This is a genomic window from Acinetobacter sp. YH12227 (assembly GCF_013417785.1).
GTDB classification, from domain to species: Bacteria; Pseudomonadota; Gammaproteobacteria; order Pseudomonadales; family Moraxellaceae; genus Acinetobacter; species Acinetobacter gandensis.
In genome coordinates this window covers 1-22,305 of sequence record NZ_VPDH01000009.1, presented here as the reverse complement: position 1 = coordinate 22,305, position 22,305 = coordinate 1, and the positions used below count along the sequence as shown (strand labels likewise).

The 22,305-nt window shown below is 40.3% G+C and carries 24 protein-coding genes and 1 pseudogene; 13 read left to right on the top strand and 12 right to left on the bottom strand.

Annotated features, from left to right (window positions below; genetic code table 11):
• The first annotated feature begins 75 nt into the window (after positions 1-75).
• Both FTV09_RS03255 and FTV09_RS03250 read left to right on the top strand, forming a co-directional pair.
• Entirely contained in the window at positions 76-573 is a 498-nt protein-coding gene (locus FTV09_RS03255; RefSeq protein ID WP_180056734.1) for a YcxB family protein, read from the top strand.
• A gap of 28 nt (positions 574-601) precedes the next feature.
• A complete protein-coding gene (locus tag FTV09_RS03250; protein WP_180056733.1) occupies positions 602-1,243 on the top strand; it encodes a fumarylacetoacetate hydrolase family protein in 642 nt (213 codons plus the stop codon).
• 117 nt (positions 1,244-1,360) lie between these two features.
• On the opposite strand, the gene FTV09_RS03245 is transcribed toward FTV09_RS03250, so the two are convergent.
• Positions 1,361-2,176, bottom strand: coding sequence for a helix-turn-helix domain-containing protein (locus FTV09_RS03245; protein WP_180056731.1), 816 nt, complete (start codon positions 2,174-2,176; stop codon positions 1,361-1,363).
• Positions 2,177-2,279: 103 nt separating this feature from the next.
• Here FTV09_RS03245 and FTV09_RS03240 point away from each other — a divergent pair.
• Positions 2,280-3,210: pseudogene (locus FTV09_RS03240) on the top strand (DMT family transporter).
• Between the two features lie 64 nt (positions 3,211-3,274).
• Here FTV09_RS03240 and FTV09_RS03235 read toward each other — a convergent pair.
• Entirely contained in the window at positions 3,275-4,522 is a 1,248-nt protein-coding gene (locus FTV09_RS03235; RefSeq protein ID WP_180056729.1) for a YihY family inner membrane protein, read from the bottom strand.
• Between the two features lie 115 nt (positions 4,523-4,637).
• On the opposite strand from FTV09_RS03235, the gene wrbA reads away from it, so the two are divergent.
• Positions 4,638-5,234 carry an NAD(P)H:quinone oxidoreductase gene (gene wrbA, locus FTV09_RS03230; protein WP_180056727.1) on the top strand — a complete coding sequence of 199 codons (597 nt, stop codon included), beginning with the start codon at positions 4,638-4,640 and terminating at the stop codon, positions 5,232-5,234.
• A gap of 53 nt (positions 5,235-5,287) precedes the next feature.
• Here wrbA and FTV09_RS03225 read toward each other — a convergent pair whose 3' ends face one another.
• The 4 genes from FTV09_RS03225 to FTV09_RS03210 form a co-directional block, all read right to left on the bottom strand.
• Positions 5,288-5,707: a hypothetical protein gene (locus tag FTV09_RS03225; RefSeq protein ID WP_180056726.1), complete on the bottom strand. Its 420-nt coding sequence runs from the start codon at positions 5,705-5,707 to the stop codon at positions 5,288-5,290.
• A 251-nt stretch (positions 5,708-5,958) separates the two neighbouring features.
• Positions 5,959-6,534: a xanthine phosphoribosyltransferase gene (locus FTV09_RS03220; RefSeq protein WP_180056724.1), complete on the bottom strand. Its 576-nt coding sequence runs from the start codon at positions 6,532-6,534 to the stop codon at positions 5,959-5,961.
• Positions 6,535-6,624: 90 nt separating this feature from the next.
• Positions 6,625-7,338 (bottom strand): DUF3108 domain-containing protein, encoded by a 714-nt coding sequence (locus FTV09_RS03215; RefSeq protein ID WP_180056722.1) that lies wholly within the window; start codon positions 7,336-7,338, stop codon positions 6,625-6,627.
• A 158-nt stretch (positions 7,339-7,496) separates the two neighbouring features.
• Positions 7,497-8,180 carry a hypothetical protein gene (locus FTV09_RS03210; protein ID WP_180056720.1) on the bottom strand — a complete coding sequence of 228 codons (684 nt, stop codon included), beginning with the start codon at positions 8,178-8,180 and terminating at the stop codon, positions 7,497-7,499.
• Positions 8,181-8,438: 258 nt separating this feature from the next.
• Here FTV09_RS03210 and FTV09_RS03205 point away from each other — a divergent pair, with 258 nt between their 5' ends.
• The gene (locus FTV09_RS03205) at positions 8,439-9,296 is read left to right on the top strand and encodes an energy transducer TonB (RefSeq protein WP_218949635.1); all 858 of its coding nucleotides are present in this window, start codon (positions 8,439-8,441) and stop codon (positions 9,294-9,296) included.
• On the opposite strand, the gene FTV09_RS03200 is transcribed toward FTV09_RS03205, so the two are convergent.
• The 4 genes from FTV09_RS03200 to miaB all read right to left on the bottom strand — a co-directional run bounded on the left by FTV09_RS03200 (position 9,297) and on the right by miaB (position 12,761).
• Complete coding sequence (locus tag FTV09_RS03200) at positions 9,297-9,593, bottom strand: antibiotic biosynthesis monooxygenase (protein ID WP_180056715.1); 297 nt, start codon at positions 9,591-9,593, stop codon at positions 9,297-9,299. It abuts the gene before it with no gap.
• An 88-nt stretch (positions 9,594-9,681) separates the two neighbouring features.
• A complete protein-coding gene (gene ybeY, locus FTV09_RS03195) occupies positions 9,682-10,164 on the bottom strand; it encodes an rRNA maturation RNase YbeY (protein ID WP_180056712.1) in 483 nt (160 codons plus the stop codon).
• Between the two features lie 18 nt (positions 10,165-10,182).
• Positions 10,183-11,265 (bottom strand): PhoH family protein, encoded by a 1,083-nt coding sequence (locus FTV09_RS03190; protein ID WP_067762869.1) that lies wholly within the window; start codon positions 11,263-11,265, stop codon positions 10,183-10,185.
• A 38-nt stretch (positions 11,266-11,303) separates the two neighbouring features.
• Positions 11,304-12,761 carry a tRNA (N6-isopentenyl adenosine(37)-C2)-methylthiotransferase MiaB gene (miaB, locus tag FTV09_RS03185; RefSeq protein WP_067762868.1) on the bottom strand — a complete coding sequence of 486 codons (1,458 nt, stop codon included), beginning with the start codon at positions 12,759-12,761 and terminating at the stop codon, positions 11,304-11,306.
• A 307-nt stretch (positions 12,762-13,068) separates the two neighbouring features.
• Between miaB and FTV09_RS03180 the strand changes: the two genes are divergently transcribed.
• From FTV09_RS03180 to FTV09_RS03160, 5 genes are all read left to right on the top strand, one after another.
• Positions 13,069-15,045, top strand: a complete 1,977-nt coding sequence (locus FTV09_RS03180) for a lytic transglycosylase domain-containing protein (protein ID WP_180056710.1) — start codon at positions 13,069-13,071, stop codon at positions 15,043-15,045.
• Between the two features lie 126 nt (positions 15,046-15,171).
• Positions 15,172-15,753: a ribonuclease I gene (locus tag FTV09_RS03175; RefSeq protein ID WP_257222784.1), complete on the top strand. Its 582-nt coding sequence runs from the start codon at positions 15,172-15,174 to the stop codon at positions 15,751-15,753.
• Positions 15,754-15,923: 170 nt separating this feature from the next.
• Positions 15,924-16,910 carry a malate dehydrogenase gene (locus tag FTV09_RS03170; RefSeq protein ID WP_067762865.1) on the top strand — a complete coding sequence of 329 codons (987 nt, stop codon included), beginning with the start codon at positions 15,924-15,926 and terminating at the stop codon, positions 16,908-16,910.
• A gap of 160 nt (positions 16,911-17,070) precedes the next feature.
• Positions 17,071-17,331: a DUF2789 family protein gene (locus FTV09_RS03165; protein ID WP_067762864.1), complete on the top strand. Its 261-nt coding sequence runs from the start codon at positions 17,071-17,073 to the stop codon at positions 17,329-17,331.
• A 105-nt stretch (positions 17,332-17,436) separates the two neighbouring features.
• Positions 17,437-17,694: a DUF2789 family protein gene (locus FTV09_RS03160; protein WP_067762863.1), complete on the top strand. Its 258-nt coding sequence runs from the start codon at positions 17,437-17,439 to the stop codon at positions 17,692-17,694.
• A 48-nt stretch (positions 17,695-17,742) separates the two neighbouring features.
• Here FTV09_RS03160 and FTV09_RS03155 read toward each other — a convergent pair whose 3' ends face one another.
• Positions 17,743-18,270, bottom strand: coding sequence for a hypothetical protein (locus FTV09_RS03155; protein WP_067762862.1), 528 nt, complete (start codon positions 18,268-18,270; stop codon positions 17,743-17,745).
• A gap of 71 nt (positions 18,271-18,341) precedes the next feature.
• On the bottom strand, positions 18,342-18,944 hold the full coding sequence (locus tag FTV09_RS03150; protein WP_180056706.1) for a 2OG-Fe(II) oxygenase: 603 nt from the start codon (positions 18,942-18,944) through the stop codon (positions 18,342-18,344).
• Positions 18,945-19,060: 116 nt separating this feature from the next.
• Between FTV09_RS03150 and FTV09_RS03145 the strand changes: the two genes are divergently transcribed.
• From FTV09_RS03145 to FTV09_RS03135, 3 genes are read left to right on the top strand one after another with little or no spacing between them, the layout of a single operon-like run.
• A complete protein-coding gene (locus FTV09_RS03145; RefSeq protein WP_067762860.1) occupies positions 19,061-19,918 on the top strand; it encodes a 23S rRNA (adenine(2030)-N(6))-methyltransferase RlmJ in 858 nt (285 codons plus the stop codon).
• Between the two features lie 45 nt (positions 19,919-19,963).
• Positions 19,964-20,791, top strand: coding sequence for a CDP-diacylglycerol--serine O-phosphatidyltransferase (gene pssA, locus FTV09_RS03140; RefSeq protein ID WP_180056704.1), 828 nt, complete (start codon positions 19,964-19,966; stop codon positions 20,789-20,791).
• Positions 20,792-20,819: 28 nt separating this feature from the next.
• Complete coding sequence (locus tag FTV09_RS03135; protein WP_180056702.1) at positions 20,820-21,890, top strand: DUF6670 family protein; 1,071 nt, start codon at positions 20,820-20,822, stop codon at positions 21,888-21,890.
• Positions 21,891-22,305: the final 415 nt, after the last annotated feature.

The following is a 22,305-nucleotide window of genomic DNA, read 5'->3' as shown; positions in this document are numbered from 1 at the left end:
GCTTAAAAAGCATGAAGATCAATAGAAATGTGGTGTAGTATTTAGCCCAAATTAACTTTTCATGTATTTACGCTTATGTCTGAGACTCAACCAGCATTATCACTGCGCTATTTTTTAAATCTTGAAGAATCACAGGATGGTTTTGCATTGGCAACCTTTGGCAAAAAGCAATTTACTCGCTTTTTAACGCCTGCGATTAGTGTCGGGATTATCATTTGGGGTATTTACCTTGGTGTAAATGGTGTTGGTGCTTACTATGTGGGGCTTGGTGCATTTTTCTTGTTATTACAAGGGTTAATGCGCTATTGGTTTTTACCGATGATGTTTAAACGTCAGTTTGTAAAATATCAATTAGGCAAAAGTGAGCAAGGTATTGATTTATTTCAAGACTATGCGGAGATTCATGCCAACGGTCGTAAAAATGTCTTCAATTATGCTGAAGTTGTAACTTTTGCTGAAGGTAAACACACCTATATGATCGAATTAAAAAGCAAGACGGTCATCATTGTGCCTAAAAGTGCTTTTGCTAATCCGGCAGATCAAAGTATCTTTGTGAATACTTTTAAAAAATAAATTTAAACATTTCATCGGAGGGAAGCCCATGTCATCACGTCCATCTAAAATTATTTGTGTGGGTCGTAGTTATGCCGATCATGCCAAAGAGTTAGGCAATGCTATTCCAGATCATCCGGTATTGTTTATTAAGCCACCGAGTGCGCTCATTTCTTTAGAGGATGGCATTGCTTGGAACGTAGAATGGGGCAACTGTCATTATGAATGTGAATTAAGTTTACGTATTGACCGCCCTTTGAAGGCTGAAACTGATCCTGCAAAAGCATTAGAAGCGGTAGGTGCAGTGACATTAGGCTTGGATTTAACCTTACGCGACTTACAAGATGATTTGAAGAAAAAAGGTCATCCTTGGGAGCGTGCAAAAGCCTTTGATGGTTCGTGTATGCTTGCGGACTGGGTTGATGTAGCAGATGTGGTAACTGATTGGAAAGATGTACATTACACCTTTGAAATTAACAATGAGCTGCGCCAAAAAGGGGATACCGCATTGCTTATTTTTGATGTGGGTACATTGCTTGCAGATATTAGCCAAGTATTTAGCTTAGAAGCGGGTGATGTGGTCATGACGGGTACACCAGCAGGTGTTGCTGCATTAAATGCAGGTGATCAATTAAGCATGACGCTTAAAGGTAAAGATCAAGACTACGTGTGGAAAACCTTTGTGAAGTAATCTTTATCGGTGAGTTAAATAAAAGGCTGCTTGGTGCAGCCTTTTTTATAAGATAAGTACAGCATAAATAAATGCATTGAAAAGACAATTGCGTAAACTAATTTGAATTTGCAAAAATTATCCACTGAGTCCTGACTTACGAAATTGATCAGGAGTACACAGCATCCATTTTTTGAACATATTAATGAAGGCGGATGCATTGGCATAACCCAGTTCGAGCGCGATACTTTCGACTTTTTGGCCAGAATTCAGCATTGTCATGGCTTTGGTCACTTTAAGTCGTTGACGCCATTCATGTAGAGACATGCCTAATTCTTTTTGGCAGTAGCGTGCAAGGGTACGCTCTGTCATGTTAATGCGTTGGGCCAATTCATCTAACGTGCTTTGATCGGCAGGATGTTGATGGAGAAAGTCTAAAATTTGTTTTAGCGCAGGATGCTCGGAGTGCGGTAAATAACTACTGACTAAATTGGCTTGATGAAGTTGGTCGAGCAAGACATGTAATAAGCGCTGATATTCAACCGAATTTTCATCTAGCTCAGGATTGTCATGTAGAACTCTAAGATGGGTAAATAATGCCGTGACTAATGGCGAGCTGAGTAAGATTCCTGCTTGCTTGGGAAGCTGGTGACATAAAGATTCATGAATATATAACGTACCATGCGAAACAGCGGTACGGTTTAAACCGCTATGTTCTAAATTTGGTGGTAACCAAATGCCATACGGTGGAGGTGTAATGTAATCGACGTGGTCAATATTGACCTCCATCACACCATTAAAGGCATAAACAAATTCTCCCCACGCATGCCCATGGACAGGATAGACAGACAAAGCAGGGTCGTTACGAAAGCTCATCCAAAGCGGGGCTTGAATGAGGTCATTGGTTGGCAGCTGCTTCAATGATGCTGTTTCTAAATGAGCTTTATGACGCATGATTAAATTTGCCTGAATAAGAAGATATTTTGTCTGTATTGAAGTATATATTTTATTTCAGACAGCTTTATAGTGTCATCTATCATATTATCGAGTGAATCTTGTGGGACAGCGTAAAGCACTTGATGCGCAAGCATCAGGTCTGATGATTATTTTGTGCATGATTTTAGGTGCGCAGCAGGTGGTACTTAAGTTAGCTGCTGCTGATATTGCACCCATCATGCAAATTGCCATTCGTTCAGGTCTTGCTGCGTTGCTGGTCTTTCCATTAATTCGCTTAAAAGCTGGCACACATTTATATACGCGTGAATATTTAATGCCTGGAATTTGGTTGGCATTTTTATTCTCCGCAGAATTTATTTTAGTGGCTGAGTCACTTCGTTTCACTTCAGCATCACATACAGTGGTTTTACTATATACCGCACCAATTTTTGTTGCCTTGGGTTTACATTGGAAATTACCCGATGAAAAGTTAAGTCCAATTCAATGGGGCGGTATTTTCCTAGCATTTTTCAGGTATTGTGCTGTCCTTTATAGGGCGAGAGGGTAATGCTGGTTATAACGCTCAAGCCTTAATAGGCGATGTCATGGCATTGCTTGCGGGTGTAATGTGGGCATTAACAACCATATCGCTACGTTTAAGTAAATTGGCTGATGCACCACCGACTCAGACATTATTTTATCAGTTGGTGGGTGGCTTTGTATTCCTCTTGCCTGTGGCTTGGCTTACAGGTCAAACCACTTTACATTGGACGGCTATCTCGATCAGTAGCATGCTTTTCCATGTGTTTATTATTTCGTTTTTTAGTTTGATGCTATGGTTTTGGCTACTCAGTAAATACCGTGCCAATGGTTTAGGTGTATTTTCTTTTTTAACGCCTATTTTTGGTATGGTGTTTGGTATTGTATTTTTAAACGAAACAATTGAACTAAATTTTATACTTGGCACAGCCTTGGTGATGTTAGGTGTGATGACCGTGACCTTGCACCGTTGGCTGGCTAAATTTATTCCGCATACGAAATCTGCGGGTTAGTAGAGTATTTACACATTAATCTATTGAAAGGAGAGCATTGCTCTCCTTTTTAGTTGATGTGGCGTTATTTTTCTTCAAATATTTTAGACAAAGGAATGGAGAGTTTTGCTGCAAGATAGTCGTCAGACTCAATGAGCTGCGGACCAATTTTTTGCATCCATTCATCGTCTGGACAGACATTACTAAGGTCTTGGCGGTCTGGAAGTGGATAGGGTAAATGACTATAGAAACTCCAAAAATCCACTTGCGATAAATTACGTACCAATACATAGCGATCGTCATCTGTGCGCTTAATCAAACTTTGCTTTTCAAATAAAGCCATGTAGGTTGGCAGTCGTCCAATTTCATCGCGACCTAAAACTTCAAGAGCTTCTTTCTCAGAAACACTTTCACCAATTTTTTGTTTTTTATAAAACAGTTCGAGTAAGTCCATCAGCATAATCACGGGATGGCGCTTTTGGTCCTTGCCTGAATTAAAGGCGGTGAGGGCATAACTGATTTCCACACCAATCAGTACAATATTCCAAGACAAAAATATCCAAAGTAGGAAAATGGGGACGGCAGCGAAAGCACCATAGACAATTTGATAACTGGTGAAGTTTGACATGACAAAGCCAAACAAATTTTTCAAAAGTTCAAAAACCACCGCACTAAATACACCGGCAATCAAAGCTGCTTTAATCGGCACACTTCGATTGGGAATGGTCCAGTACAAAATAAAGAAACCTAAAATGGTTAATGAAAAGGAGATAACCCACAGTAAAAAAGCACCATCGAGTTCATAACCAGCAAAATTATTACTCAGCACATTCATGGATGCCAAAGTTGATGACACCACAAAGGCACTGCCGAGTAAAATCGGTCCTAAGGAAATAATAGTCCAATAGCGCATGAAACCAATGATGCCGCCACGCGTTTCACGCACTCTCCAAATACGGTTAAACACGGTTTCGATACTGGTTAGCATCATCACTGTAGTGACGAATAAAAAAAGCACACCAATGACGGTTAAATTGCTGGATTTATCAGTAAAGGCATTGAGGGCTTTATCAAAAGCGATGGTGGTTTTTGGTAGGAAATTACTATAAATCAGTTGTTGTAACTGTTGACGTGCGGGTTCGAGGGCATTGATGGAAGAGATAATAACCAAGAAAACCGTCAACATCGGTACCACAGCAAACAGGGTGGTATACGTTAAAGAGCCAGCCTGTTCACGACAACGATCAGCCTCAAAGCGGCGAATGACAAATAAAATAAATTGAAACCATTTCTTGTCATAAAAGGGAAGTTTTTTTAAAAATGCTTCGATCATGCGTATCGGTCTCGAGTTATTTTATTCATGTTTATGCAATTTTCATGGTTTAGCTTAACCAAAAAATAGGAAAAATACCGTATAGTTTTCTTTTTTAATCGAATTAATAAAAATCATGCAAGCATATGTACTGGTGTTGTATTACAGCAAATATGGTTCTACACGGGAAATGGCGCATTTGATTGCCAATGGTATTGAAGCGACAGGTATGGCTGTGAAGATTCGCACTGTTCCGAATCTTTCGTCTGTGGTAAAAGAAGCTGAACCAAGTATTCCTGCTGAAGGCGATATTTATTGCACATTAGATGATCTAGCAAATTGCTCTGGTCTAGCACTCGGTTCACCAACACGCTTTGGTAATATGGCATCAGAAATGAAATATTTTTTAGATCAAACTACCGCGCTTTGGCTGAACGGGGCATTGCATGGTAAGCCGGCATGCGTATTTACCAGTTCAGGTTCAATGCATGGTGGGCAAGAAAGCACTTTACTGACCATGCTGCCGCCTTTATTTCATCATGGCATGATGATTATGGGTTTGAGCAATGCACATCCTGCGTTGTCGAATACTAAAACTGGCGGTACACCCTATGGTGCGAGTCATGTTAGTGGGGCACGCCATGATCAAACATTAAGTCAAGATGAACGTGCCTTATGTGAAGATCAGGGTAAACGACTGGGTGAAGTAGTTAAAAAATTAATTGCAGGATGATGAAATAAAAAAGAGCGTAGAAACGCTCTTTTTTAATTTAGCAGCAATCAAAATTAGTCTTGATCTTCAGTTTTTGCTGCATCTTCAGGTTGAGATTCAACTTCAAAGCGTTGTTTGCAGGCCTTGCATTGATAATCTAAAAAAATATTTTGATCTACAATCACACCTGCTTTTTTACCAAAGCGATGGCCTAAAAAGCCGCCTGTGATGCCAACGCTAATCGCCCCAACAAATGTACCAATTGTCCCGCCCATAATCACGCCAAGTGGGCCAGCTGTAACACCACCAATGGCTGCACCAATAGATGCTCCAGACGCAGCACCACCCACTGTGCCGGCTGCTGTTCCTGCACCGCTGAGTAAGACCCCACCAATTTTTTGTAAGTTTTGTTCGTGGTTACGTTTTTCAACATCTGTTGAACCGCATTTTGAGCATTTTACAGCGTGTTCCATCAATTGATTTTCTGTATTCATAACATCCTGTAGCCTTAATAAATAATGTGGCTGAATTTATCTTGCAGCTTAAATCAATTTCAGGGTCAAAACCTTGACGAATATGATCAATCACTACATTTTCACTGAATTTTATCGATTTTTTCTAAGAGATGTTTAGTCAGCTTGTAACAAAGTGCCAAGAAAATGCTGGTTCTGTCACGGTTATGGCAGATTTAAAGCAAAAAAAAGAACACCGAAGTGTTCTCATTTTATTATCGTGCTGAAATAAATCAGTTACGAACAAATTCGACAGTGCCATTTGCGAGTGATTTAACGCGTGCTAATGATTCTACGCGGTAGCCTTTTTCAAGCAAAATATCGCGGCCTGGTTGGAATGATTTTTCAATCACAATACCAATACCGAGTACTTCAGCTTCTGCTTGATGAATAAGGTCAGCTAAACCTAATGCTGCTTGACCATTAGCTAAGAAGTCATCAATGACTAAAACTTTATCAGCAGCGTTGATGTGTTTCTTAGAAATTGCAATCGTACTTTCAGTTTGTTTCGTGAAAGAGAATACTTTAGAGCGATATAGATCGTCTTTTAATGTTAAAGACTGATATTTACGTGCAAAAATCACAGGAACACCAAGTTCAAGACCCGCCATAACTGCAGGTGCAATACCTGAAGCTTCAATGGTGATGATTTTGGTAATGCCAGCATCTTTAAATAAACGGGCAAATTCTTGACCAATTTGCTGCATCATTACAGGGTCAATTTGGTGGTTCAAGAAAGAATCGACTTTCAGAACTTCTTCAGAGAGAACGATACCTTCAGCTAAGATTTTCTGTTCCAGAGCGTGCACGGGAGAATCCTCGAGGGGCAGGTGCTTTTTAAAGCAAAAGCGTATTTTAAAAAGCACCGAGAAAAATGCAAGCGAAATTGATCAAATCAATTAATTTGTTGCACCTTTATAGCCTGTCAAAAGCAGACCATATGAGGTTTTGTTGTCTTGATGCGATACTTTCACAGGTAAGTAGTCAAGTTTTGGAGCCAACCAGAAGGTGGTTTGACGACCCGGTTTATCATGTTTCATAACGACTTTAACTGTATCGAAACTGCCGTATGCAGTTGTGACTTTTTCAGTACCTTGTTTGACGAATTTACGGCCTTCAACTTCTTTGGCATCAGCAATATAGTAATTCGATTTCAAACCGCCTTTTTTCAGATCTTCACGGATTTGCAATTCGGCATTCAGTTCATCTAGCACACCAGACTTCCAAGTAAATGAACGTGCTTTGTCATCTTTTTTGGTGTTAATGGTTTTTGCACCAGCATTGAAATTGATGTTCATGGTGTTGTTGTGCACCAAAATTTTACTGGTACGGCTAAAGCTATTTGAATTAATTTGTGTGCCATTCAAACTAAAACGACTGGTTTCAGTTGCAGAGGCAATTGCGCCTGCTTTGGCAGCAAATACATAGGTCCAATTATTCCCAGATTGTTTCAGGGTACGTGTTGCTGAACCCATATTTTTACCGTTGTAATTAAACTGGTAGCTTGCTTGGAATGGACTCATGGCAAATGACTGACTTGAGAAACCAGTCAAAAGCAGTGTAGTCGATACCCCAGCAACAAGACCTAAATTTTTCAAAACTGAATGTGCCATAAGTATGGTTTTCCTATTCAATAGAAGTGCGGTGGGCTAAACCACTTGATATGTTTATTATGCGGCTGGATTGTGGAGAATCACGTCACAAATCCGTGCCTAATGTATATATTGTGTAGCGTTTTTATAGGTTCAAGATGTCTAAGTACAGGATAAGTCTAGCTTTCCTTTTGCTTTATAGGCGTGACTTCATCGACTTTTAAATTTGAATCATCCCAATCTTCAATCCGCTGTTGTGCCATTTTAGTAAACAGCGCTGTTAGATTAACGTTACCGATGACCACCAATTCAGCCTCACGTAAAACAGCATGATTGACATGGACTTTGCCTAGTGTGTCGATAATCGAGCGGCTTTTACCGAGCCAGCGATTCAGGTCTAAATACAGTAAATCATCTTTAACTTTGATGACGTTCAGCTTTTCCAAAATCATACCCAATGGATCTTGGTTGAGTACTTTTTGATAGAACCATAAGGCCATGCGCACGCCCACCTTATACAGAACATTTGGATACTTCGCTTCAATCACTTGTGTATCACTAATTTGTTCAAATACAATCAGTTGGGTTTGTTTGTTGAGTTCCATCTGTACCAGTTTTAAATCGACAGAGAGTGTAATGACCAGGCCGTTATAATCCAGTGTGGCATATAGTCGAAGCCAGTCATCGTGCAGATCAGCATGCAAGTCTTTGAGCATCTTCACATTATCAGTCACAAAGCGTTCAAAGGTCGCATTTAGGAACACTTGAGACATCGGGAATTCACGCTCATCTTCAATAAACCCTTCTGCTTTTTGGTACACTTGTCGTATACGTTTAGAGATATTGGAAATTAGCGTTTGCATAAGAGGCGCATCCTGGCAAATTATGATTTTTGACTGGGTGTATCTTGTCGATTTCTATAAAAACACAAGGTTTTGATCTTGCAGTTTAGCAAAATAAATTGCACCATTTTCATGATTTTAATTGTGCGTTATCGATGTGTTGATGGATTTCTCATTTTCATAAAAAAATGAAAACGAGGTTTATTTTATACTGTTTTATGCAGTTTGGGGAATGCGGCAAATTGTCGGTTTAATGTGATGCTGAAAAAAATAACGTTTATGCCGTTGGTCAAAGAGTGGTGGAAAGATCCAGTTTTTACGACTGCGGTTTTACTGGCGGCTTTGTTACATCTGGCATTTTTGACAATGCAATTTACCATGCCGCAAGAAGGTGAATACAATACCAAAGAAATAGCCGTTTCTTTGCGTCCTGCCACCGATGAAGTAGAACATGCTGACTTTTTGGCACAAGCTGATCAACAAGGTTCAGGTACTTTTCGTGAATCACATCGTATGTCGAGTGATATGCCAGCACCCATGATTGAACAGAAAGCGGGCGAGCAAAAAAATGAAGCACTTGAGCAATTACAGCAAAAGAAACAATTAAGCTTTGAAGAAAAAGTTTTAATGACCACTTTAAGTTGGCAAAAGCAAGCCGAAGAAAATAGTCGTAAAAAAGCTGTTGAAGAACTCAATAGCCAGTTCCAAGCGAAAGCGGCTATGGTGGCAAGTATTGAAGCGCAATATTTACAACGCCAACAAAACTTTAGCCGTCAGCAAAAAATTAAAACCATTGATGGGATTCAAGCCAAGCAAGATGTATCAGCTGCCTATATGGAAAAATTCCGTCAAAAAGTCGAGTTTTATGGCAATCGCTACTATCCTGAAGCTGCTAAACAACAGCAATTATCAGGTGAAGTACGTCTGATGGTGATATTGAATACCAATGGTGGTATTCGCGCGATTCGTTTAATTGAAAGCTCAGGTTCGACTCTGCTTGATGACGCAGCGAAAACTTCGGTACGTAAAGCGGCACCATTTGGCCAGTTTGATGCCAAAATGAAAGATATTTCTGAATTACGTATTGTACGGACGTGGCGTTTTGACCCTGCGGAAGCCGAGTTTGAAGTACGTTAGTTAACAGGTCGATTGATAGTGTCGAATGACCTCACAGACTTCGACACTAAAAAATTGATACCAGCTTTTTTTGCCGAGGGCTTGTGCAACTTGATGTTCTGCATCATTGTGCCATGCGTGAATATCCGCTAAATCCTTCCAATAAGACAATGCAATTTCGTTTTCACCTTCAGTCAACGCTTCAAATTTTTGGCAGTTGAATGTGGATAATGCTCGATCACGCATGCGCTGCGCTGTTTGAAAATACTTTGAATCGAGATGCTTAATTCGAGCTTTGAAAATTACGACATAGGTCATAGTGGTGGCATTTTATTTTTGTGTGAAAGAATGATGGAATAAAGGCATAAAAAAAGCGAGCCGTAGCTCGCTTTTTTTATTTGAGGGCTTAATCTCGTTCTAGATATGGATTGTCAAAACCGAGTTTGGCCAAAATTTCGATTTCCAAAGCTTCCATTTCTTCCGCATCTTCGTCAGATGTTTCATGGTCATAGCCCATGAGGTGCAACGTACCGTGTACCAGCATATGAGTGAAATGGGTAAGGGCTGCTTTATTTTGTTCACTGGCCTCACGAAGTACCACAGGTATACAAATGACTAAATCGCCAATTGGAAATGAATCCAAAATCGCAGCCATTTCATCTGGAAGATCACTCGGGAAAGACAACACATTGGTCGGTTTGTCTTTACCACGATATTCCAAATTTAATTTGTGGCTTTCGTCATTATCGACACATGCGATGCCAATTTCACAATCACTTTGAGTTTCAATATGACGTAAAGCAGTTTCCACCACTTTTTTGATATGCGCACGTTTCACCACCAACTCAGGTGATTGAAAATTTTGCTGCAAGGAGAGATTAAGTTTCAAAATGAATCCTTAAATGGTTTAGTCCTGATGCTGCTCATCAGCTTTAGCATCATTGTCCGCAACTAAGGCTTCTTGACGTGCTTTACGTTCAGCACGTTGTTCTGCCGTTAGGCGTTGTTGTTCGCTATCCCATCCTTCGTAGGCTTCAACAATTTTTTGAACCAATTGATGACGTACTACATCTCGGGAGTGGAAGCGAGTAATGTGAATTTCTTTAATTTTATCAATCACACGTAGCGCATGTGCCAAGCCTGATTGCTGACCACGTGGTAAATCGACCTGTGTAACGTCACCAGTAATGACCGCACGAGAACCAAAACCTAAACGGGTTAAGAACATTTTCATTTGTTCAGGGGTAGTGTTTTGTGCTTCATCTAAAATTACAAAAGAGTGATTTAGAGTACGACCACGCATGTAGGCCAAAGGTGCAACTTCAATCACTTGGCGTTCAATCAGTTTTGCAACTTTTTCAAAGCCCAACATTTCATACAAGGCGTCATATAAGGGACGCAAGTAAGGGTCAATTTTTTGGGTTAAATCACCAGGTAAGAAACCGAGTTTTTCACCCGCTTCGACCGCAGGACGAACTAGTAAAATTCGCTGAATTTCATTGCGTTCTAGCATATCGACAGCAGCGGCCACAGCTAGGTAAGTTTTACCTGTACCAGCAGGGCCAATACCAAAGGAAATATCGCTTTGTAAAATACGTTGCACATAGCGTTTTTGGTTGGCACCGCGTGGGTTAATCCGACCTTTACGTGTTTGCAAGTAGACATTGTCTAAACCTGAATGTTCATTTTCAGAAAAATCTTCCTGAATTTCACGATCGGTTTGACTGCCTTGAATCATCATATGCAGTGTATCTGCACTGATTTGTGGGTTGGTTTCGGACTCTTCATATAAACGGTGAAGGAGGCTTTCGGCTCTCTCAACCGCATCGATTTCCCCATCGACAAAAAATGCATCTGCACGATGGGAAATTTTGACTTCTAAACGTTGTTCAATTTGTTTGAGATGACCGTTATAAGCACCGAGCATGCTTTGTAAACGGTCAAGTGGAATACCAGCAAAAGTTACAGTACGTCGAATCGCTGCAGTCAAGAGAATTCCTTTATATTGGTCTGACGATTAGTCTTACATTACGCCACGTCAGGCTCAAGATTCAAGAGTTCACCATAAACAAACTTCAAAGTTTTAATGTCGGTAATTTCGATTTCAGCAAAACGACCTACCCATGCAGGATCACCGATGAAGCTCACCAAACGAGTATTGTCCGCAGTACCAATCAATAAGTTTGGATCTTTGTCTGAAACAGACTCTACCAAGACACGTTGAATCGTGCCTAACATCGCGTCGGTCTTATCAATACTTGATTGTTTAATCCATTGTTGAACTTTCGCTAAACGTTCTTTTTTCACATCTTCAGAGGTCGTGTCTTCAAGTTCAGACGCAGGTGTACCTGGACGTTTTGAATAAATGAAGCTATAAGAATGGTCAAAGTCCATATCTTTAATGAATTGATAAGTTTCTTCAAAATGTGCATCTGTTTCGCCAGGGAAACCAATAATGAAGTCTGAAGATAAGTGCATGTCTGGACGAACTTGACGCAAACGTGCAATTTTATCGATATAGACATCAATGGTGTGGTTACGCTTCATGGCTTGAAGTACGTCGTTTGAACCGCTTTGAACAGGTAAGTGCAAGTGAGAAACCATTTGTGGCAAATCACGATAGCATTGAATCAAATCATCGTTAAATTCTAGTGGATGTGATGTCGTGTAACGAATACGTCCAATGCCCGGAATTTCGGCCACTAAACGCAGTAACTCTGCAAAGGTGCAAATATTACCTTCGAAGGTTTCACCACGGTAACCATTAACATTTTGACCTAAAAGACTGATTTCACGGACACCTTTTTCAGCCAAAGTTGCGATTTCTGCCAATACATCATCCAGTGGACGTGATACTTCTTCTCCACGTGTGTAAGGAACCACACAGAAAGAACAGTATTTTGAGCAGCCTTCCATAATCGAGACAAAGGCTTTAAAACCTTCTACACGCGGTTCTGGTAAGAAGTCGAATTTTTCAATGTCAGGGAATGAAATATCCACCAATTGAATTTTTTCTTTTTTCGGCTTAACCACTTGTTCAGTGTGTTGATCCAGCATTTGCGGTAAACGATGCAAAGTTTGTGGGCCAAAGACCATATCGACATAAGGCGCACGTTTTTGAATGTTGTCGCCTTCTTGAGATGCCACACAACCACCGACACCAATCACAAGATCAGGATTCTTTTCTTTCAGTTTGCGCCAGCGACCCAATTCTGAGAACACTTTCTCTTGTGCTTTTTCACGAATCGAGCAGGTATTCATGAGCAGAATATCGGCTTCTTTCGGATCATTGGTTAGGACATAACCATGTGAATCACCTAAAAGGTCGCCCATACGTTGACTGTCATACTCATTCATCTGACACCCTTGCGTTTCGATGTACAGTTTTTTCACTGAGCCATCGTTGGCTGGGGTGTGCTGTGGCTGGGTTACAGTGTTTTCTGAGGCAGCTTGGGCACCATTGGGAATGAAGGTTTGAACCGTCATGTAGGCTCCTAAAGGAATTTTATGAAAATCAATAAACCATACGTGGCTGACAGACAGATCAAGAGTTGAAATGTGCAGCTGCGGAGGTCAAAAAAGAGGATTTTAAGAATGCCCGATATTTTAGCAGCAATTGAGGGCAAACTTACAGCTTAAAATAACAACTGGCTCATATTGATTTATGGAGTAAAAATGTTTGAAAATTAATATTGGGTAATCATAAGGTTACACAACAGAACACAATGCTGAGTTTAGAATTATTAAACTAATTCCGAGTAAGGTTAGATGTACTGTAATTGGACAGATTGACATGAAAGAAGGCAAGTGGATGTTAAAACAGAAATTTACACAGAAAAATTACTATAAATTGCTGGCTTTAACTGTGGCTGCATCCGGACTTTCATTGTCAGCACATGCTGCGGATGAGCAATTTAATGATGCTTTACGAGCGGCCAATTCAGGCAACATCTCTTTGCTCCAGCAATATCAATACTCAATGCAAAATGATGTTTTGGGCTACTACCCAGAGTATTGGATTTTGAATAATAACTTGGCTTCGCAACCTGCTAGCGCCATTACAAGTTTTGCGCAGCGTTATCCGCAATCGGCAATGGCTGAAAAACTTGCTGCCGATTATGTTGAAGAAAAAGTAAAACAAGCAGACTTCGCAACTGCACAGCCCGTCTTGCAATACGTTTCAAATGCGGATCGTGCGGAAACCTGTGCGATTGCTCAAGTACGTGCCAAATCTGGCGATCCATTGGTCTACGCCGAATTTAAAGATGTTTGGCTGACCACCAATTCGCAACCCGACTCATGTACAGGCTTAGGCCGCATGATGTTGTCGAGCCCATTAATGACGAAAGATGATCGTCATCAGCGCATGTGGGGGCAATTGCGTGCAGGGCAATCCGGTCAGGCCATTGCAACTGCACAAACCATTGGTGTGAATATTAGTCTTGCCCAGCTCAATACCATTCAAGCCAATCCATTAAATTACCTTTGGGCAGCACCCAAAGCGACGGCAGAAGATCATGCTTATCTGATTTATGCGATGGGGCGCTTAGCGGATACAGATTTAAATGGTGCAATGTCATCTGTTAAGCGTGCTGCGGAAGGCACACCTGAAAGCGTACAAAAAGCGTTGTATCGCAGTGTCGGTTATATTGGTGGAACCACGGTGATGAAAAACAATTTCAACCGTGAAGTGCTGAACTATTTAGATGCCAGTTATGGTTTGCCGTTTAGCTCAGAAGAAGCTGAAATTTATGCACGTCAAGCCATTCGTTTTGGTGCATGGGAAAGTTTGATTCGCGCCATTGATGCAATGAATGTGACACAAAAGCAAGAAGATCGTTGGCAATATTGGTTGGCACGTGCTTCAGAGCAGCGTGGCGATGCCTCTTCAAAACGAACGGCACAAGACATTTATCGAAAATTAGCAGTGGGGGATGATTACCATAATTTGTTAGCACGTGACAAAATTGGTCAGTCTTATAACAATATTCCGTCAAATGTGCAGCCTAGTGCACAGGATGCGCAGCGATTGAGTCAGGATATTCATTTTAATCGTGCCTTTGCATTGCGCAATATTAATGCATCTGACAGCTATATTAACCGTGAATGGAACTGGGCTGTCCGTCAGGCCTATTTAAAGCATGATGATGGCATGATTCTTGCCGCAGCTAAACGTGCTACTGATATTGGTTGGTATGATCGTGCAATTTATGCGGCAGATCGAACCACCAATAAACACAATTATTCTTTACGTTATGCAATGCCACATCAAAGCTATGTGGTGAGTCATAGTCGAAATGCTGGTATTGATCCAGCATGGGCTTACGGTTTGATGCGTCAAGAAAGTCGCTTTGTGACGAGTGCGCGCTCTCATGTTGGAGCAGGTGGTTTGATGCAAATTATGCCAGATACTGCAAAACTGGTCGCGCGACAAATGGGAGAGAGTTATAACCCAGCCGCATTGAGTGATATGAATACCAATATTCGTTATGGTACTTATTATTTATCAATGATTCAGCGTCAGCTGAGCAATAGCCCAGTTTTAGCAACCGCGGGATATAACGCAGGGCCGAATCGTGCACGTCGCTGGCAGCCAGAATACCAAGCGATTGCAGCGGATCAATATACGGAATCGATTCCGCTGACTGAAACCCGCGACTATGTCAAACATGTGATGACCAATGCAACGCATTACGGTTTACTGCTGGGACAAGGACCGCAGTCAATTGAAAAGCGTATGCAAATGATTCCGTTGCGTAGTGCGCAATAAGTTTTTTAATTTTATCGTTTTTTAACACGTATCAACACAGGTAATTGATTGATGCCGAGACTTGAAAACAGACCTGCATTTCGGGTACTGACATCACTACTGTTAGGTAGTGGTGCGGGACTTTGCATGTCTGTGTCTTTGGCAGCACCTGTGGTTAATGGATATGTGATGGATGTGCAAATGGTCCCTGCAGTTTGTGCTTATGACCCATTAAAAAATAAAAAGCGCAAATGTTTGGAAGGCTATTCTTTAAATATTACGGGTCTGTATCCAGAGACTAATAGCAAAGATTGTACAACCAATAGTTCACCTAAGCTGCCACCATTGCAAGCCAAAGTGGTGGCACGAATTATGCCCGATGAAAATGCGCGTGTTGCGCTTTGGCATAATATAGGGGGCTGTGTACCAATGAATGCGAGTCAGTATTTCCGTACCGTGATTAACCATGCAGACAAGCTGAAAGTTCCTGAAGAATTAACCAGTCAGGAAACACGTGTCATGCAAGCCGGCGTTTTACGAAATAAGATGGTACGTATGAATAGCGGTTTGGCTGGACAAAGTATAGAGTTTAATTGTATGCAGACCCACGGCAGTAGCATGCTGACTGAAATTCAAATTTGTTATAAAAACAATGGTCAGTACAAACATTGCCCAACCACAGTTGTGGGAAATTGTCCAGCTTCATTCACAATTAAAGGTTCGTTTTAAGCTTTTTTCTGCATTTTATTTGTATTTCCTATCATACTTTTGTTGAAAAGCATTCTCTTTTACATGCAACTGCCAAAAGATTGGAGTACAATCTTTGCCGTTTATGATTATTAAGATTAGATAGAACAGCTATTTAATCATTATGACCTTCCTCAATTGGAGATAATTACATGAAGCAAGCAGTTCGTGTTGCCGTTACTGGCGCAGCTGGTCAAATCGGTTATAGCTTATTATTCCGTATCGCAAGCGGTGAAATGTTGGGTAAAGACCAACCAGTTATCCTTCAATTATTAGAAATTCCAGTTGAGAAAGCTCAACAAGCGCTTAAAGGCGTAATGATGGAACTTGACGACTGCGCATTCCCTCTTTTAGAAGGCATGATCGGTACTGATGATCCTAAAGTTGCATTCAAAGATGCTGACTACGCTCTTTTAGTTGGTTCACGTCCACGTGGTCCAGGCATGGAACGTGCTGACCTTCTTAAAGTAAACGGTGAAATCTTCATCGGTCAAGGTAAAGCGCTTAACGAAGTTGCTAGCCGTGACGTTAAAGTTCTTGTTGTAGGTAACCCTGCAAACACTAACGCTTACATCGCAATGAAATCTGCTACAGATCTTCCAGCGAAAAACTTCACAGCGATGCTTCGTCTTGACCACAACCGTGCGTTAACTCAATTGGCTCAAAAAGCTGGTGTTGCAGTTTCTGACATCAAAACTATGACAGTTTGGGGTAACCACTCTCCAACAATGTATGCTGACTACCGTTTCGCGACTGTAAACGGCGAAAGCTTAAAAGACAAAATCAACGATGCTGCTTGGAACAAAGATGTGTTCCTTCCAACTGTTGGTAAACGTGGTGCTGCGATTATCGAAGCACGTGGTTTGTCTTCTGCTGCTTCTGCTGCAAATGCTGCAATCGACCATATGCGCGATTGGGCTCTTGGCACAAACGGCGAATGGGTAACTATGGGTATTCCTTCTGATGGTTCTTACGGTATCCCTGAAGGCGTAATGTTCGGTTTCCCTGTAACTTGCGAAAATGGCGAATACAAAATCGTTCAAGGTCTTGAAATCGATGAATTCAGCCGTGAGCGTATCAACTTCACTCTAAATGAGCTTGAAGAAGAACGTGCAGCAGTTGCTGACATGATTAAATAATTTAGTATTTTACTAAGTTAGAAAAAGCACTCCTTTTGGGGTGCTTTTTTTTATTAAAAATTGAACAAAAAATAACAACTCATGTAGATGATGTAACTGACACTCGTCAGGCTTCGCGCTAACTTAAAAGAATAATAAGCATAGGCTGAAGGAGAACATAATGTTTGATCAACAACCGACCTTGGAGCTTTTTTTTGATCAATTGGGGTTGGACTCATCCGAGCAGGGTATTGAGCAATTCATTGAGACCCACCAGTTGACCATGGATATTCCTTTACACGAAGCGGCATTTTGGACTAAGTCACAGCGAGATTTCATTATTAGTCATTGGAAGAAAGATGATGAATGGGCCATTGTGGTCGATGTGTTAAATGAGCAATTGCATACAGAACATAAGTTATCAGGGTCATGCAAAATCTAAATACAATTTGAAACAACAAACCTAGCAGTTTTGCTAGGTTTTTTAATCAATATCTTATAAGTTAATTAAATAATAAATGACAGATTAGTTGATAAGGAGGGCGAGATGCTCAATCAAAATAAACCATCCTTAGAATTATTGTTTTCTCAATTGGGGTTAGCCAATAGTGCGGCTGCGATCGAACTTTATGTACGTACGCATCAATTGCCGGCCAATGTATCTTTGCACGATGCACCATTTTGGAATAAGTCTCAGCGCTCTTTTCTCATTAGTCATTTGGTTCAAGATGATGACTGGGCAATTTGGGTAGATGAACTGAATCAGCAGTTACATATGGATGCTTATAAATTACAGCCAGTCTAAGTCGTTTCTTCGAATAAAAAAACACCTCATAGGAGGTGTTTTTTTTATTTAATGCATTTTACTTTGGCATAACTGATTAAACCAATCTTCTTGATGAAAGTTTAAGAATGATGGGTGTTCCAATAAGGTCGCCATTTCAAATTCTGATGTTTTGCAATATTTGTTTAACCAGTGTCGAGTCATTGCGGGCTCATTTTTAACGGCAGAAGCGTATGCTAGATAGAAATAAATACCGCCATGCTCAGCTTTGGACATTGGCTTCATAATTTGCTGAGTAATCAGGGCATAACGTTGCTCTTGAGTAATTTCAAAGAACACCATATAGGCTTTTGCTAAATGCAGCGATAAATCAATATACAAAGCCATCGGCATTTCTTCAAATTCCATACGGCCTTGTTCAAGCAGCACAATCGCTTCCTGAAGGAAATGCACTTTTTCCTGTTGGTTTTTACTGATATCGACTAATTGTAGACGAAGATCAGCACGTTCCAGTGCTAATGTTGGCGTATTCGCTTGTAAGAACAATTGATCAGTTTCGCCAATACGCTGAATGATTTGCTTGGTGTTTTGACGCATCGGAGAATCCTCATCTATGAATGCCTCATATATGAGGATAATTTAAAATTTTTAAAGGATGGAATAGTGATTTACCACATCGTATTGTCATTACGTAGCCATGCTGTAATCGATAAGCGCTGATGCTTGGCTTTGAGAACCTCATGTAGTAAATCACTTTGGAATAACGCAATGCGGTTGGGTTTAGGCTGCACAATGTGCCATTTGTCATTTTTATCTTGTAGACGTAATTCGCCGCCCCAATTTGCTTGCCAATTTTCATGCAAATAATAAACCGCAGAAATGACACGGCCATTTTTACCTTGTGGATTGTCACGGTGCAGGGCGTAGTACTCGCCGGCGTTATAACATGCAAAATGGGCTTCTACATCTTGAATACCCGAATAAAATGCCCGATTGAATTCTTGTGCGAGGGCGTTTAAAGCTTGAATATGTTGTTGTGCGTATTCTAAGTTTTCATTGATCCATAAAATATGATCACTGCGAATATTGCTGACCACGCCATTTTGAATGGCTGCATCACGGAACTGATTTAAGTTGGAAAGACACTCTTCAACAAGTGCATGTATATATGTGAGTGTGTAAGCATCATCAATAATTGTAAAACCGTGTTGATCTAAATCATCAAGAATTTGATCAACCGGCCAAGACTTTGGGAGATAGGCTGCTTCCATGTACAAAACCCCTAAATAGAGCAGAAAAAAGGTGACGTATTCTAGAGCAAGAATAGCATCGGAATGAAACTATTTTTCATGCTAAAATATCCGTTGATATCAGGAATTAATGAAACATGAATTACCGTCACCATTTCCATGCTGGCAACTTTGCCGACGTCATGAAGCACGTTTTGTTGCTTCAGTTATTGAGTCGTCTCAATAATAAAGATAAACCTTATCGCTATGTAGATACGCATGGTGGTGCAGGTAAATATGACTTGTCGACTTCTGAAGCGCAAAAGTCTGGTGAGTTTTTAAATGGTATTCATCGTTTGGTTAAACTTGATGATTCAATTAAACGTAATGCGCCTGAAGGTGTTCAACAATACTTAAAAGTTGTTGAAAAGATGCGTGAAAACTTTGGTAAAGGGGCATATCCAGGCTCACCATGGTTTGCGCTTGAAGGGATGCGTGATATTGATAAAGCAACAATATTTGAAATGCAGCGTGATGTATTTCAGCAGTTGCGCCACAATATTTTTGATAAACGTGCTGGTCTGCATGAACGTGATGCTTATGAAGGGCTTTTAGGGGTTATTCCACCAAAAGAGAAGCGCGGTTTAGTTATGATTGACCCACCTTACGAAATTGAACGTAAGGATTTTCCACAGCTAGTAGAGCTATTAGTTGCTGCTTATAAAAAATGGCCGACAGGTGTTTTTGCAGTATGGTATCCAATTAAAGATCGCGCGATGATTGAACGTTTTGAAAAGAAAATGTACAAAACCGGTATTCGTCGTCAGTTGGTATGCGAAATTTGTGTGTGGCCTGATGACACTCCAGTTGGTTTGAATGGTTGTGGTTTACTGGTGATTAACCCACCTTGGAAATTCTCAGAAGATGCTGATGAAGCGCTACAATGGTTATTCCCACATCTTCGTATGAACGAAAATGGTGGTCATGCTGCTGTACGCTGGTTAGTTGGCGAATAACAGTTATATTTAAATAAGAAAATAGGTCACAGTTAGGATCAAAGAATGACAAATACCAATAAACCTGAACGGGACATTTCTTCGAAGGATGAAAATGCGTTTGATGGCATTACATTTGAAGTTGAAGAAGAGGAACATACCCATGAAGGGCAGAAAGTGAAGCGTCGTGGGATCTATCTGTGGCCAAACCTAATTACAACCGCTGCGTTGTTGTCAGGTTTTTACTCCATTATTGCGAGTATGAATGGTGAATTCCAACAAGCGATTTATGCCATTTTTATTGCGGCACTATTTGATGGTTTAGATGGTCGCGTCGCACGTGCAATTGGTGCACAAAGTCCATTTGGTGAGCAATTTGACTCATTGTCAGACTTACTGGCTTTTGGTGTTGCACCGGCTATTTTGATGTATAGCTGGAGCCTTAATGATTTAGGTCGTATCGGCCTGGCTGCATGTTTTGTTTATACCGCATGTGCAGCTTTCCGTTTGGCGCGTTTTAACGTACAAATTGGTGTGGTCGATAAACGTTATTTTATTGGTGTTGCAAGCCCCTTGGCTGCTGTGATGATTATTTCATTGGTTTGGGTTGGTCTTGATATTCCAGAAGTATTTGATTTGCGTGAGCGTGGTATTCAAGCAATTAACGCTGTAGTAATCATCGCGATTGGTTTGTTGATGATTTCGAATGTGAAATATTATTCATTTAAAACAGTGGATCGTCGTCGAGTTCCTTTCGCAGTGCTACCTGTGATCGTATTTATTTTAGCGGCGGTGACTTACAATATTCCTGTAGGAATTTTGGTACTTTCTGTTATCTATGCATTATCAGGATTTGTTACCACTTTAATGGCCAAGAAGAATACAACAATATGAGTTAGTCCAATGTAGAAAGGAGCTTGATATGCAGTTGCTTATGAATCTAGTCGATGAATCGAAACAACTCAATCAAGCTCGTTTCCCATTTGATCTGGCATATCACCCGCCTAAAGGTTGGTTTAAAATTATTCATCAAGGATTGGTAATTCCAAACCTACCTGCACCGCTACATTATTTTAATTTCATCACCATATTAGGACAGCCTAATATTCCTATGATGCGTAATGCATCCGCAATTCATACTACGTCACTTGATACCGCAACGGTTATTAGTAGTATTAGCCCACAAATGGTTGGACACTTTCATAGTTATTCTTTAGAAAATGAATGTGAAATGCGAGAAGGATATTTTCAATTTGCAAATAGAGAAACACTGACAGGCTCTTTTCCTGAATTTCATTTATACCGCGAGGATGATGAGCTTGAAGTAGATTTACAGATTACCACTAAGCCCATTCTTTCACATTTTAGTAAACTTAAATTAGGGCTATTTGAACATTGGTCACTCCTTTGCGAATGTCGCGGTAGCATTCGTTATAAAGAACAAAGCTTTCAAATTAATCAATTAGGCGCTTTTGAATATGCTCGAGCGATTAATATCCCATATTTACCTTTGTGTTTTTTTACCTATCAAATTATTAATCTAAAAGATCAACGCCAACTATTATTGGCACAGTTGAGAAATAATTTTAATCAAATTATTCAGTCGCGAATTTATCTGCGTGAAGTGTCGTCAGTGAAAGCCGTAATGTTTGATGAAAAGGTGTTATTTAAAGTGCATCGTGTTTATCCCAAAGTGACTACGCCTAATCATCAACACATGTATTTGCCCCGAGAGTTTGAGTGGCAATTTAGCGATGGAGAAACCACTATTCAGATTCAAGCACAAAGTCGCGGAGATTTTAAATTTGGTTTAGCAGCAGGATATGTGGGGAGTTTTAACTATCAAGTTAAAATTAATGATTATGAAGAAGAGGGAACAGCGGGTTATTGTGAATACATTGATTGCAGGCCGCTCAAATGGCAAGAAAAGAAAAATGAAGCAAAAAACACAGAACAACAGCTAGAAACAGCACCAATAGCATTAAAAAAGTAGAAAAAAAGCCTATTTTGCAGAATAAATAAACAAACGTTGCCTATTTTAAAAAATAAATGGGAAAAGGTGTTGCGTTGGGTGTGAAATGCTGTAGAATGCACATCCATCGGCGGTGATGAAGATTAAAACTTCTGATAAAACAGTGACTTAGTTAAGATTGATTAAGTTGGGTTTTAGAAAGAAAGTTTAAAATAATTTGAATTACTAGTTGACACTTTAGAAATAAAGCGTAATATAGCCGACCTAGCTTGCTGGTGACGAATCAGCAAGAAGATCATTAAGAGATTATGAAGAACAACTTGTGTGGATTTTTACTAGTTGATCAGTCGAAATTATTTTCATTGATTGATGGTAGAAATTACTCGAAGTTTATTTGAGAAATTAATGTCAGAAAATTGATGAGCCAGATTTGGTG